Source organism: Aquimarina latercula DSM 2041, from assembly GCF_000430645.1.
Lineage (GTDB): Bacteria > Bacteroidota > Bacteroidia > Flavobacteriales > Flavobacteriaceae > Aquimarina > Aquimarina latercula.
The window spans coordinates 303,945-317,806 of sequence record NZ_KE387187.1; the positions used below are offsets into that span (position 1 = coordinate 303,945).

The following is a 13,862-nucleotide window of genomic DNA, read 5'->3' on the forward strand; positions in this document are numbered from 1 at the left end:
AAAGCTCTAGTAAATGGCTTTCGCTTTTTAGTAGTTTTATGACACATTTTACTAAATCTAATATAGCGCTTTTTCCATTTAATATATTTGGAACGAACCATTTTTACTCACACAATTTTATAGGTTTTCTTAAGTTATCCATACAACCAATCTACCGCTTCCCAAAGTAATTTTTGTACTGTAGGATAACGAAGTTCACTCTCATGACAAGTGGCATCTACAGTAATTTGATTTTTACTATCTATATAAGACTTACAATGTGCAAATAAATCTTTTTCTAAGGTGTCTATATCTAGTTTGCCTGCCAATTCACAACGAATCTGACTTACTATTTTAAAATTGGTCAGACGATTTCAATCCTAAATGAATATCGCAGAAAAATTGATAATCAATATTAGAATTAAGTTGTTCGATGAGTTTTTTATCTGAACAACAGGCATAATGCTTTATAATCATTGAGCCTATCCCCTCTTTTGTGCTAAATAGTACCCGCAGTAATCCAAAAGATTTGTTGTTATTTTTGGTTTAACAAGAGATTTAGTATTTGAATGTTTTAGCTATAAAGGTGTTAAATTAGTTTTAAAGACGCTTTTATTGGCTTCATGTGATTTAGATTCGAAGTATTTTATTTTTGTTAATCAATTTTATAGACAGATGCGTAAACGGTTCGAGCAACAAATGGAATTAGGAGTAAAACCTATTGCAGAAACTCCTGTACGGGTAAAAAGTCGGGATGATATCCCTGCCTTGATTAAACCCCTATTATTAATTTATACTACCCCAATTTATAATGAGAAGATTTTTTATATTTTAGAACAAAACTGCTTAGCGGTAAAAAAGCTACAGGTCGTTTTGGACTAAATTTGTGGCAAATTTTTGTTTTAGCTCAGTTTCGTTTGGCTTTAGGAATTGATTATGATCGTTTAGATGAGATGGTTTCTTCTCATAATGGTTTACGTCAACTCCTTGGTATAGAAAACAATACTGATTTTTATTCAGATACCTTTATTGATTTCAGTTATGATCATATTGTGGATAATGTTCGTTTACTGGATGATCAGACTCTAAACCAAATCAATGATGTGATCGTTGAATTTGGTCATAAAGAAGTGTTTAAAAAAAAGAAGCGGCAGCATTATTTGTCAAAAGGGATAGTTATGTTTTAGAGAGTACCGTTCATTTTCCTACCGATTACAACTTGTTATGGGATTGTGGCCGTAAAGCTTTGGACACTATAGAGAAGATTACAGAGCGTTGCCCCAACCTATCAGGCTGGGGAAAAACTAAGGACTGGAAGCGGGCGCTCAAAAATCGTTGCCGTGCTTTGGGTAAAGCAAGTGCCCCTGGAGGTAAAAACAAAGAACAACGTGTCAAAAGAACAATAGAGGATTATCTTGATAAAGCACGAGTTTTAAGTAAAAAAAATCACACTACCCATATAAATTTGATTGCTGATGATCTACAAACATTAGCATTAGGGTTAGAATTAGAGCGTTTTACTGAATTATTAGACAAACATATAGATTTAGTAGATCGTCGATTATTACAAGGCGAGCAAATCCCTCACGGGAAAAAATGTTTTCCATCTTTGAAGACTACACTGAGTGGATTAACAAAGGTAAAAGTCGCCCCAATGTAAAACTGGGTCAAAAATATCTATCACTACGGATCAATATGCACTGATTATCGATCATCGAGTGATGGAAAATGAATCAGATTCCCAAATTGTGATCCAAACAGCTGCTGATTTACTTTGCAAATACAAAATACAAAGTTGGAGTTTTGACAAAGGATACTATCATTCAGATAACAAACAATACCTTAAGCAAAAGGTAGCACTGGTGGTGATGCCTAAGAAAGGAAAACGTACTAAAGCGGAAACCATAGAAGAAACCGATCCTGCTTTCAAAACGCTCAAAAATAAGTATAGCGCAGTAGAATCCAATATCAATGAACTGGAGCATTGTGGACTGGACCGCTGTCCTGATAAGGAATATCACGGGTTTAAACGGTATGTCAGTATAGGGATCACCGCATAGAATCTCAAAAGAATAAGAAGGGAATTAATAAAACAAGAGCGGAAACGCTTAAAGAAAGAGCCAAGAGAAGCCTATAAGGTTGCTGCTTGATTATATAAACAGCTAACTAACAAGTAAAGACAGGATACCTATGCCTAAAAGTACTAAAATTAAGAGAAAACACGATTTTCTAAATTAAAACCAGTATAGAACCAAAAAAAACGAAAATCAATTAGGTGTTGACACTAATACTAAAAATTGATAAGCTAAAAAATCAAAATAATCGAGTTTTCTCCTAGAGACTAAATAACATTTCAAAACCCGATTGCTGCTCTTTAAGCTTCAAAATTTCGACAAGAGAACCCCAGATAGCGATATAAATTTTACCTAAATAACTCTGTAAGAAACGAGCATAAAATCAATCAAAATTTTCTTCAACAGATAAAAATGAAAAATGATGCTGAAACTAACTTATTCTATGTAATTTCATAATCAATGAAAAGTAAAACCCCGTTTTTTGCTCCTGATAGCTGTTTTCGGGGTTTTATTCAACTTAATTTACAAAGAAATCATACTATTTACAAGGGGTTTACTGTTTTATGAATATGTCTACTAACCTCATAGCTGGAAAAGTCTAATTAACGTCGAACGTAAAAATTCAAAAACTTAGATAAAATTTTCAAACCTCCTTTTTTATTTATGTCTTTTCCATCAATCTTTGACGAACTGTACTTTATCCTTACCAAATACTGATAAAATATAAAGCCCAGATGCCATATCTGAAATAATCAATGATTCATTATTAGTGGTTAATTTAGTTCGCTTAATAACCTTGCCCATTAGGTCATATATAGTTAGAACATCGTTCTCTTCCACTCCTTGAATTATTATAGAATTAGATGAAGGGTTAGGATACACTGATAGAATTTCTGATTTTACTTCTTCTGGCTTTTCTCGATTACCTAATGAAACAATTTTCCATTTCTGATTGTTGTTTTCAGAATTAAAACCCCAAATGTGAACATTAGCATCAATAGCACCAGCAGCTCTATCTAATGCACTTGATATGCAATGCATCGGTTTTAAACTAAATGAATTACTACCATTCCTAATTACTTTCCATTTCTGATGATTACCTTCCGAACCTGTCCAAGTAGCAACGTTTTCTCCGTTACCGCAACGTGCATAAGGAACTTCTAAAAATCTATTAGTTCCCAAGTTTCTTATGGTGTACACATTATCTCCTTTATGATTAAAAACCCATACTTGGTCATTATAAGGATATGGACTACTCATAATCGAACTATGTTGTTCATTAGCTCTTGATAACAATCTTTGATTAGATTGCGTAGACTCTATTTGATATGAACCATTTATTATGAGTTGTGTAAATGCCCCAGTGACAGTTACATTATCAATCTGATCTCTATCAATTGCTTCTTGCCAAGAAGTATTTAATGGTCGAATATGAGTTTTATAAATATATCCCGAACCAGATTGTGGAGCATTGGGAAGGTTTACAGTAACTGATTTTATTCCTTTTCCTGCAGAAACAGTAACATTTTGCTGAGCGATCCAATTGGTAGCTGACCAAAATTCTACTATGATTTCTCTATTCGTAGATGCTTCATAATTTACATCTATTTGATATGAGTTTGCTTGTACAATACTTGTAGGAGCATTACTAAAAGAAATTTTATCTTCAAGTAATTGTTCCTCTACACTTACATTATTGATTTGATCTCTATCCAAAGCTTCTTGCCAGCTACTACCAACAGGCCTAATATGTGCTTTATAAGCATAGCCTGTACCAACCGCTGGGGCTACAGGAAGATCAACAGTAATAGTTACATTCCGAGATCCTTTTTCTACTGACACCATTTTTTGAGCAAGCCAATTCGTTCCTGACCAGAACTCAACAACAATTTCTCTGTTTGTTTGTGCACTATATTTAATATCAAACTCATATGAGGTTTGAGGTTGAATTGATGTTGCTGCATTTACAAATGCTATCTCATCAGGAATAGTAGTATCATTACAATCCTCACCAGGTAGTCCGTAACAACCAGTACCTGCAGGACCTAAAACGGGATTCCAGTTAATTCCTGGTACCCAATTTTCTCCTCCAAATTCATATGCACCTGCATCTGGTGCTGATCCAACAAAACCATCAGTTATACCCGATATTCTTCTACCAGCGTTTACAGCAGGAGAATTAGATCTTAGTGTAAATTTATTACCATTATAATTCGTATACCCTGATTGAGTAATTACATTATTTTGTTTATCCGCATCTCTTTCGAAAGTACCTTCATCCTCTTGTGTAGAAGGGTCATCCTCAGTTCTAACATCAGCAATATTGTTCCATACTTTCACATTTGAAAAAGCTGTTCCTTCCTTATGCCAAGCTCCCATTGCTCCACCTTTAGCCTTTACCAAAGTATTATTAAAGACATCAATGTCTTTACCATTCCAGTTGATCTGAACTCCGGTCCATTCTACATTCCACACCACATTGTGATGAACCGAAAAAGCTTCTGCATCATTATCAAGATAAATCCCAGCTGCTTTTCGTAATTTTCCTCTACCTTCATTATCATGAAACCAATTATGATGAATCTTACCATTATGAGGACCTCCTACAGTGTATAATAGGGCACAATCATCATTAATCAAATTTGCCTTATAAATATCATTATAAGAAAATTCACTATTATTATTAAAAAATTGAATCCCATCTCTTCCTCCTCTAAAAATAGTATTGTTCTTAAACAAAGTATTTTTACCTCCTCTGGCATTTATTGGCGCGTCATAAGATCCCAAGTAATTAAAATCGTGAATTCTAGAATTTAGAATCTTGTTTTTATCTCCACCTACTTTAATACCGTTTGCTGCTCCAAAGGCTATTTCACAACGTTCAACTACGTTGTTATTTCCCTCCATTAATACACTTTGTTTATTGGCTGAAAATCCTTTTTGAACACCTAATATATGGTTCCCATAAAAAGAAGAAACTCCATAAATCAAATTGTTATTCGAATTTCTAGGCATGTCGATTGATCCCCCAAATACAGCTAAATTTTTAATATGTACATAGCTTCTACCAGAAAGATCAATAGTTACCTTTCTTCTTCTCATCTGCACAGCTCCATTAGACGGTGCAGAACCGTTTGGCATTTGAACAAATAATTCTTTGGTTTGGGAATTAAACCACCATTCATTTTGATAATCCAATGCTCCTTTTACTCCTTCCAAATAAAAATCTCCTTTATCTTTTGGGGCATGAAACGTACGTATCCAGTTTGGATTTTTATCTAGTTTGAAATTCACTCTTCCGGGAGAACTACTATTAATAAGTGCTTTCCAAGCAATCCATCCAGACCCAGGTTTATCTCCATAAAAAAATACAGTTCCACCTGACCAATTAATATTAGGGATTTGGGATGATGTCAAAAATGCACCATTAACAACATTACCTCCACTACCTCCATCGTTTCTGCGAGAATTCAACGTAAAAGGTGTACCATCTGTGTTATTAGGCCACCTAGCAAGATCCATAGCCGTGTTACCATTTAACACAAAATTTTCCTGACCTAAATCCCAATCTACTTTTATCTTGTAAATTGTTCCATTATCTTTCTGCCAACCGCTTAAAGCTTGCATAGCAGAAATAATTACTTTTTCTCCATTTTTAGCAATATATGTTATCGGTTGACCCGCACTACCAGATCTAGCTGGTCTAACAATTTCTTCATAGGTTCCTTGTCCAATAATAATAACATCACCAGCTTGTGCTACTGCAGATGCTTTTCCAATTGTCTTATATGGACTTGATTGTGTTCCGGAATTTGAATCATTTCCGTTTTTTGCTACATAAATATTTTTCGCATGTAAAGAAGACACAAATATGAATAAGAGTATCCATATACATTTTCGAAAAAAAATTTTAAAAGTTTGATTATTTTTCATTGTTAATTGTTGAGTTGGTTTAATTCAATTTCAAAATATAACATCACTGCCTATTTCTGTATTACTTGTTCTATTAACCGCAGGTATTATGCTAGAATTCGTTAAATCGAACAACGATTTGAGATCTAAAAAGCCTCTTTTTTTCCAATAAAATTCTTGAAAAGGGTTGATCCAACTGATAAAGAAGGACTCACCCGATTAAGTTAAACCGGGTAATTTCTTGTGATTAACAAAAACATCCTTCTAAAAACAATTTAAAACAACTATCACACAACTTTCTTTTTTATATAAACATTTTATATCATACCTATATCGTCAATATAAATAGTAACGCTCGAACCACTAAACTCCTGAATAATGAACTGATCCATAGTTCCATCAATAATTCCTAATTCTTCCAATGTAAATGTAAAATCTAACCATTCTCCACCTTGTAATGTTACTATCTTTCCATCATCAAATTTTTCATTAACAACTATTTTAACATCAGTACCTCCTACTCCATTATAATACAATGATACTTTTATTGCTGTAAAATCTGATATCTGTAACGGAGCACCTCCATTACCTATCTGAAATCCGGAAAAACTATCGGTAATCCTTTCAATTGAAAATTCTCCTCTTCTTACTTGAGTAGTGCTATCGAAAACTTGCGATCCTCCCCATCCTCCAATCCACCATCCAATAGCTAAAAAATCATCATAAATAACAAATTTAAATCCAAAAGCTACATCGGATTCTGTTACACCACCAGGAGTTTCAACGAAGATTTTAGCTTGCACTATATTTTCTGGTACCAATACTTTAATTTCAGTACTTGAAAAAGAAACAATCTCTGCATCAACATCACCGAACTTAACAGACAAAAGACCATCAAATATATCGCCGTTTATGGTAACCTCTTCACCTGCACCTGCAGCCAAAGGAAAAATCGAATTAATCTCAGGCTTTGGTTGATTAATAGAAAAAGGTAATGTAGCTGTTCCAAAATTAGTTACAACTTCTAATATGCTATCAGAAACTCCATAAGGTGCATTTTCCGGTATTGAAATGACTATTGTCGATTCGGTTACAAATGAAGGATTTACAAACGCGGGTTCGCCATTAAATAAGACCTCTCTAGTAGACCCCAAATTTTGTCCGCGAATTGCATAAAAGCTATTTCTAAAACCAGAAGATACTAGTTCGCTAGTTTCAACTAAACTTACTTCCATAAGTATTGGCGGTTCATTTGAAAAAAGCTCCCTTGAATCATCACCTTCACAGGAAGTTAAAAACAAAATTACAATTAGTAAAAACAACTTATTTACCAGAGTAAACCTTTCTTCAGTTAAGATTAAATATCTTTTCATAGCTCTTTTTTTTAATTAAAATCATATGGAACTGGTGGTTCCAATAATAATGGATTTATTGCAACGTCACTCGCAGGATATGCTAATATAAAATCATCTATTGATGGTGTATAATTTTCAGAAAAAATAACATTAGGATCATCATTACTAAATGTTCCTCGTTCTTGATTACTTATAATATCAATAGCTTTAGATCGATCAATTCTTCCTAGATCAAACCAATAATCACCTTCAATAGCCAACTCTATTCTTCTTTCCTTTAAAATATCATCAAAAGTGATTGACGGGAAACTGCCTAAACCAGCTCTTGTTCTAACACTATTAAATGAATTTAGTGCAGCCGGATCGGAAGTGGATGCTCCTCCTGCTAAAATAGCTTCAGCATGAATCAACAAAACTTCTGCGTACCTCATAATATAAGTATTATTAGCCGTCCCTTGACTTATTCCTTCACCATCATTATCCTCTGGCGTACCAACAACATACTTCTTAATAGCTGCTCTAGTATTCTGAACATTAACATCGTCAGGTACCGTAAAACCACCTGAAGTTGATAAAATATTGGGATAAACATCTCCTGCCAACATAATTGTTGGTTGTCTACGAAGATCTCCAATCTCATATGCAGATTGTAAATCAATCGTAGGTCCAATAACTGAAAAACCATCTCCTGTTCCAGTAATTGTAGAATTTAATGCAAAAGATGCCTGCATTGAATTTCCTGTTCCATAACGATTGGGCTCCCATTGTAATGCAAAAACAGATTCTTCATTATTATTATTAACTGTAAGAAAAAGATCAGCATAAGTAGTACCAGGGATATCCTGTCCATATAATTTAAACTCACCGCTGTTAATAACTGTTTCAGCCTCTATCCTAGCTTCGCCATATTCTTGTTGATATAAATGGATCTTAGCCTTAAACGCTCTAGCAGATCCGCTAGAAACGTGACCATTATCCTCATAATTACTTCCTCTTACTTTTTGGTAACAATTATCTATTGCAAATTGTAAATCCATTTCGATAAACTGATAAATGTCTAATACCTGATTAGTATTTACTATAGGATTATTCGCTAAATCCAAATTATTTTCAATAATTGGAACTGCTCCCCATGTTCTTACCAAATAAAAGTAAGCGACTGCTCTCATAAAATGGGCTTCGCCTAATGTATTGTTGACGACCTCCTGAGAAATAGAGGGAGAAACTCTATCCGGTAAAAAATTGATAATCGCATTACTCTGAGCAACAACACCCCATAAAGATTCCCATCCGTCGGATAAAACCGAATTATCACCAGTAATGGAAAAATTACCATAATTTACTATATCTCCCGAAAACGTTCTAGCATTTCCTGAAAGTAATTCCGAAATAGACCAAAAAGCTTTATTATTAAAATTAAACCAAGGAACACTATACAAAGCATTAGTAGCAGCTACCAGCTCCTCCTCATTAGAAAAAAAATTGTCCAAAGTAATCGAATCTTCAGGAGGGCGATCCAAAAACTCATCAGTACTGCAAGAATTCATGAAAACCATTGAAGTAACAATAAGCAGCACTACCGTTATTATATTTAAAAATTTCATAAAAATATTATTTAAAATTAAAATTCTGCGTTAACACCAAAAGTAAATGTTCTCGCACTTGGGTATCTACCCCTATCTATCCCCATTTGTAAAGCATCTCCATTAAAAGAACCTATCTCCGGATCGTAACCTGTATAATCCGTGAAAGTATACAAATTGTTAATAGTTCCGTATACTCTGAATTTACGAATTCCAAGTGTTCTTATAAGATCATCAGATAAACTATAACCAATAGTCACATTTTGAATTCGTAAGTAAGAACCATCTTCAACATATCGATCCGAAATAAATAAATTCTGATTATCATCTCCTCTTCGTGGTCTAGGAAATTCCGCATCAATATTATCAGATGTATAAAAATCTTGCGCTTCTGTCAATTGATTCGTAAATAATCTTGCCAACGACGTGGATTCTCTTCTTGTTAAATTCAAAATATCATTTCCATAGGAACCTTGAAGAAAAATACTTAGGTCAAAATTCTGATATCTAAAATTATTATTAAACCCAAAAGTAAAGTCAGGATGAGGGTTACCTATAAACGTTCTATCTTCCTCATTTATAATACTATCTCCATTAAGATCTTCATATTGAACATCTCCTAGATAATTATCCCCCAAACTATCGGAAAAAGGAATTCCAAACTGAACTGGTGCACCAGTAAGATCATCTTGACTTCTAAATAAACCTTTTACTTTATACCCCCAAAATTGACCTATTGCCTCCCCTTCTACTGTTCTTGTAACTGGTGTAGATAAAAAAGAAGTATTTACACTTCGAATAATTTCCAGACTATTTTGATTTAAGTCTGTGACTTCATTCTTGTAATGCGAAAAGTTTAAACTAGTATTCCAGGAAAATTTCCTCGATGGATCGGTTGAAAAAGCTAAACTAACATCGATTCCTCTGTTATTCATACTTCCTAAATTAACAAAAGGAGCTCTAATACCTCCCAAATCAGCTTCATCACCAGAAGGACCCGTAACATAAATAGGTAAAGGAAGCTGGAACAAAAAATCTTTCGAATCTTTATTATAAACGTCGATAGTTGCATTTAATTTACTATCAAAAACTGTAAAATCCAGGCCTATGTTGGTCTGCCTAGTTTCTTCCCATTTTAAATCTGGGTTTGGAATGTTTCGTACTAAAAAGCCTAAACCTAAACCCGTAGGAACATCGTCCAGACTGGAACCATATAAATAATTTGGTATATCCTGATTTCCAACAACGCCATATCCAACTCTTAACTTTAAATCATCAACAACATAATTTACATTCTCCATCCAAGGCTCTTGGTATACTTTCCAAGACGCAGAAAAAGAAGGGAAATAGCCCCATTTATTGTTCCCTAAACCATCAAATTTAGAAGAACCGTCAGCACGAAACGTAGCTGTTAAACCATATTTACCCATCAAGGAATAAATTGCTCTACCATAGTAAGAATTTAGAGTAGTACTATTTTTATAAGAATCTGAACTTACAATTTCACCTGCATTATTCAAGGTTTGGACATTATTATTAACAAAACCTTGACCAGTAACTTGCGTACCATTCCAAGAAGACTCTTGAGCTTCTTGTCCTAACAATAGAGACAAATTGTGTATTTCATTTAATGTTTTATTAAAACTCAAATAATTCTTTACAATCCAAAAACGATTTTCCGCTCGCTTTTCTTGGAGTGTTGCATTATTATTAATAAAACGCCCCCATTCATACGTAGGAGTAAAAATAGAATTTGTGAAAAAATCAAAATTTCCACCTATTTCGTTTCTAAACTTTAAATCATTTGTAATATCAAACTCTGTAAATATATTACCTAAAGCAGAATGCTTCCTCAATTTATTAGTTATACTTAAAGCCAAAGCAACTGGATTAATACTTCCTTCGTTCGCGGAAGGATCAGAAGGAGGTCCTGCAAAAGTTCCATCAGCATTTCTTACAGCTACTTCTGGAGCTTGTAATAAAGACAAACTAACAACACCGTTCCTATCTCCGTTAAGAGTAATTTTTTCATCGGTTCTACCAGCAGTTATATTTGCACCTACTCTAAGCCAACTTTTTACATTACCCTCTACATTTACTCTAAAAGTAACTCTATCAAAACCAGAACCAATTACTGTCCCTTCTTGTTCTAAGTATGCTCCTGATATAAGATAGTTCATTTTATCAGTATTTCCAGAATAAGATAACTGATAATTTTTCATTACTGACTGTTGAAAAACCGCATCCTGCCAATCAGTTCCAGCTCCCAATAAGTTAGGATTAGCTAACTGTGGTCTTCTTGGCACTTGATATGCGTCAGATAATTCATTCTGAAGAACCGCATAAGTTGGAAGATCCATTACATCTAATAATTTTTGTGGTTCTTGTAAAGTCAAAAATGTACTAAAATTAAATTTACTATCCTCATTACCTATATTACCTTTCTTTCCATTTTTTGTCTTTATTATTACAACTCCGTTAGCACCTCGAGATCCATATATAGCAGTAGCTGAAGCATCCTTTAATATATCAATTGATTCAATATCTCCAGGATTCAAAAGAGCTAAAGGACTTGACCCTGTTTGACCGTTACCTCCAAAAGCCGAAGCATCTGTTCTTCCACTAGTACTAGAATTACGTGAATCCCCAGATATTGGAACACCATCAATAACATACAACGGTTCATTACTACCTGTTATCGATGTTAGCCCCCTGATTTTAACCGATATAGCCCCACCAGGTTTTCCTGAATTTTGAGTAACAGTAACACCTGCAGCTCTTCCCTGCAATAACTGATCAACCGTAGGCTGTGGTACATCTGCTATATCCTTTATTTTTATTGTGGAAATCGAACCATTAACGTCTAATTTTCGCTGAGAACCATAACCTATCAAAACCACCTGTTCTAACCCCTCTGCATCCTCTTCTAAAACTACATTAATTACCTTTCGTTTCTCAACTCGTTCCTCCAAATCATTAAAACCAATATAACTAAAAAGTAAGATATTATTCTCTTCGACAATAATTTCATAATTCCCATCAAAATCCGTAGATGCTCCAATATTTGTTCCTTTTACAATGATATTTACTCCAGGTATAGGTTCACCTGACGGATGTAAGACTTGCCCTGTTACCGTTTTTTGTGAAAAAGATTGCATAACAAAACACAACACACAAATACAAAACAAAAAAACACTTCCCTTGCGATTATAGATAAATTTCGAGTTGTTTTCCTTCATATTAATATTTTAAATTAATTTTAAACCTTATAACGATACAGAATTAAAAAAAACTTCATAGTTTTCTAAATGCTAATTTAGTATTCACGTTAATTATTCCTTAATACTATTTCATCATTTGGTGATATTATTCCTAAATCATTATCGAAAAAAAACTTTTATACTATTTATTATGATAAATATTAATTATTCAAAGAGTTTTATGCCAATATTCCTAAATTCGAAAACCTCTTAAAAAACTAGTGATGTTGTCTCGGAACAAAAACCTTTTTTTCGCATCAAATTGTAAGAGTAAATTTACAAATGGAATAAAACCTATATTAGACCTTAAGGCATATAAGAAATTTAGCGAATGTTCTGATTTAGAGATAGTCTAAGAGTCTTAATAGAAATTTAATTAGGAATTGATAAAATAATATTAACAATTTGATTATTCTGAATTTATATTTGTTTTCAACTAACATACGATGACGTTCCCATAATTTTATTTGAGAATTGTTCAAAAAAAATCAAAATTATATTATCTGCAAAATTTTATGATTTATACAAAAAAAATTCACTTTGACAATTACTTACTTCCCATTTTTTATCTTTCTGTGTTATTATTTTTTTGTTCGTGCAAATCTGTTAATAATTTATCTCAGTCCCATTTATTACTTGTAGATTCAAATGCTAAAAGTCAAGTTCATACCTTATATAATAAGATAAAAAGTATAACTAAAAAAGGGTATGCTTTTGGTCATCAAGATGCTACCGCGTATGGTATAGGTTGGAAAAATAATGGCTCCATATATAAAAGTGATGTGAATCTAGTTGCTGGTGATTTTCCCGGTGTATATGGTTTCGACATTGGTCATATAGAAACTAAACAACCTCATAATTTAGATACGGTCGACTTTAAATTAATGAAAAAATTGATACTCAAGGCCCACAAAGACAATGGAATTATCACTTTAAGTTGGCACCCAAATAATCCTAAAACCAATAAAAGCAGTTGGGACACAACATCTACCGTGAAAGACATTCTTAAAGGAGGGATATTACATTCTAAGTACAAAGAGGAATACCTAAAAAACGTTGCTAAATATCTAAAGCAATTAAATAAATTTTTAGGTAAAGATGTACCAGTAGTATTTCGTCCCTTTCATGAAATGAATGGCTGGTGGTTCTGGTGGGGTAACAAAAGTTGTACGCCTGATGAGTACAAAAGATTATGGAGAGAAACTGTAACATTATTAATAAAAGAATATAATGTACACAACGTCTTATTTATGTACTCTCCCAATCTATTAAACAAAGGTCAGCAGTTTTTAGACTATTACCCTGGAGACAAATATGTGGATTTATTAGGTATTGACCTCTACCAATATTCCTCTGACGAAGATTATGCGAATACTTTAAAGAAAGATTTAGCTATCCTAAAAAAGATAGGTAACGAAAAAAACATGCCATACGCACTTTCTGAAGCAGGATTAGACGGTCTAAACAGCAGTGATGATTGGTGGACAAATGTTCTTGACAAGAATATTAAAGATTCAGGAATATCTTGGGTTTTACTATGGAGAAACGCTCGTAAAAGTCATTTTTATGTGCCTTATAAGAATCAAAAGACTAGTTCAAATTTCATTCAGTATCAAAAATTACCTCACGTACTTTTCTTAAACGATTTAAAGAAAATAAAATAAATATTCATTTTAAGAACAAATATTATAAACAAAA

The 13,862-nt window shown here is 33.3% G+C and carries 10 protein-coding genes; 5 read left to right on the forward strand and 5 right to left on the reverse strand.

All coding sequences use genetic code 11. The annotated features are described in order from the left end of the window. Nucleotides 1-134: 134 nt before the first annotated feature. Entirely contained in the window at nucleotides 135-308 is a 174-nt protein-coding gene (locus H526_RS32060) for a hypothetical protein (RefSeq protein ID WP_155839801.1), read from the reverse strand. A 346-nt stretch (nucleotides 309-654) separates the two neighbouring features. On the opposite strand from H526_RS32060, the gene H526_RS30420 reads away from it, so the two are divergent. The 4 genes from H526_RS30420 to H526_RS0127825 all read left to right on the forward strand — a co-directional run bounded on the left by H526_RS30420 (nucleotide 655) and on the right by H526_RS0127825 (nucleotide 2,039). Then, nucleotides 655-861: a hypothetical protein gene (locus tag H526_RS30420; protein ID WP_027395928.1), complete on the forward strand. Its 207-nt coding sequence runs from the start codon at nucleotides 655-657 to the stop codon at nucleotides 859-861. Nucleotides 862-896: 35 nt separating this feature from the next. Continuing rightward, entirely contained in the window at nucleotides 897-1,166 is a 270-nt protein-coding gene (locus tag H526_RS0127815) for a hypothetical protein (protein WP_162144519.1), read from the forward strand. A 59-nt stretch (nucleotides 1,167-1,225) separates the two neighbouring features. Next, a complete protein-coding gene (locus H526_RS0127820) occupies nucleotides 1,226-1,639 on the forward strand; it encodes a hypothetical protein (RefSeq protein WP_155839803.1) in 414 nt (137 codons plus the stop codon). A 61-nt stretch (nucleotides 1,640-1,700) separates the two neighbouring features. Beyond that, nucleotides 1,701-2,039 carry a hypothetical protein gene (locus H526_RS0127825; protein ID WP_027395931.1) on the forward strand — a complete coding sequence of 113 codons (339 nt, stop codon included), beginning with the start codon at nucleotides 1,701-1,703 and terminating at the stop codon, nucleotides 2,037-2,039. A 690-nt stretch (nucleotides 2,040-2,729) separates the two neighbouring features. Here H526_RS0127825 and H526_RS31370 read toward each other — a convergent pair. The 4 genes from H526_RS31370 to H526_RS0127845 all read right to left on the reverse strand — a co-directional run bounded on the left by H526_RS31370 (nucleotide 2,730) and on the right by H526_RS0127845 (nucleotide 12,143). Beyond that, nucleotides 2,730-5,987, reverse strand: a complete 3,258-nt coding sequence (locus tag H526_RS31370) for a right-handed parallel beta-helix repeat-containing protein (protein ID WP_051336403.1) — start codon at nucleotides 5,985-5,987, stop codon at nucleotides 2,730-2,732. Nucleotides 5,988-6,283: 296 nt separating this feature from the next. Continuing rightward, nucleotides 6,284-7,339, reverse strand: a complete 1,056-nt coding sequence (locus H526_RS30430) for an IPT/TIG domain-containing protein (RefSeq protein WP_035086871.1) — start codon at nucleotides 7,337-7,339, stop codon at nucleotides 6,284-6,286. 11 nt (nucleotides 7,340-7,350) lie between these two features. After that, on the reverse strand, nucleotides 7,351-8,925 hold the full coding sequence (locus tag H526_RS0127840) for a RagB/SusD family nutrient uptake outer membrane protein (protein WP_027395932.1): 1,575 nt from the start codon (nucleotides 8,923-8,925) through the stop codon (nucleotides 7,351-7,353). A gap of 17 nt (nucleotides 8,926-8,942) precedes the next feature. Then, nucleotides 8,943-12,143, reverse strand: a complete 3,201-nt coding sequence (locus H526_RS0127845; RefSeq protein ID WP_027395933.1) for a SusC/RagA family TonB-linked outer membrane protein — start codon at nucleotides 12,141-12,143, stop codon at nucleotides 8,943-8,945. Between the two features lie 536 nt (nucleotides 12,144-12,679). Between H526_RS0127845 and H526_RS30435 the strand changes: the two genes are divergently transcribed. After that, nucleotides 12,680-13,828 (forward strand): glycoside hydrolase family 26 protein, encoded by a 1,149-nt coding sequence (locus H526_RS30435; RefSeq protein WP_051336404.1) that lies wholly within the window; start codon nucleotides 12,680-12,682, stop codon nucleotides 13,826-13,828. Nucleotides 13,829-13,862 lie beyond the last annotated feature (34 nt).

Bases quoted from the DNA above. Each gene is read 5' to 3' on its own strand.
- H526_RS30420 (WP_027395928.1), top strand. From the start codon at position 655: ATGCGTAAACGGTTCGAGCAACAAATGGAATTAGGAGTAAAACCTATT.
- H526_RS0127825 (WP_027395931.1), top strand. From the start codon at position 1,701: ATGGAAAATGAATCAGATTCCCAAATTGTGATCCAAACAGCTGCTGAT.
- H526_RS31370 (WP_051336403.1), bottom strand. From the start codon at position 5,987: ATGAAAAATAATCAAACTTTTAAAATTTTTTTTCGAAAATGTATATGG.
- H526_RS30430 (WP_035086871.1), bottom strand. From the start codon at position 7,339: ATGAAAAGATATTTAATCTTAACTGAAGAAAGGTTTACTCTGGTAAAT.
- H526_RS0127840 (WP_027395932.1), bottom strand. From the start codon at position 8,925: ATGAAATTTTTAAATATAATAACGGTAGTGCTGCTTATTGTTACTTCA.
- H526_RS0127845 (WP_027395933.1), bottom strand. From the start codon at position 12,143: ATGAAGGAAAACAACTCGAAATTTATCTATAATCGCAAGGGAAGTGTT.
- H526_RS30435 (WP_051336404.1), top strand. From the start codon at position 12,680: ATGATTTATACAAAAAAAATTCACTTTGACAATTACTTACTTCCCATT.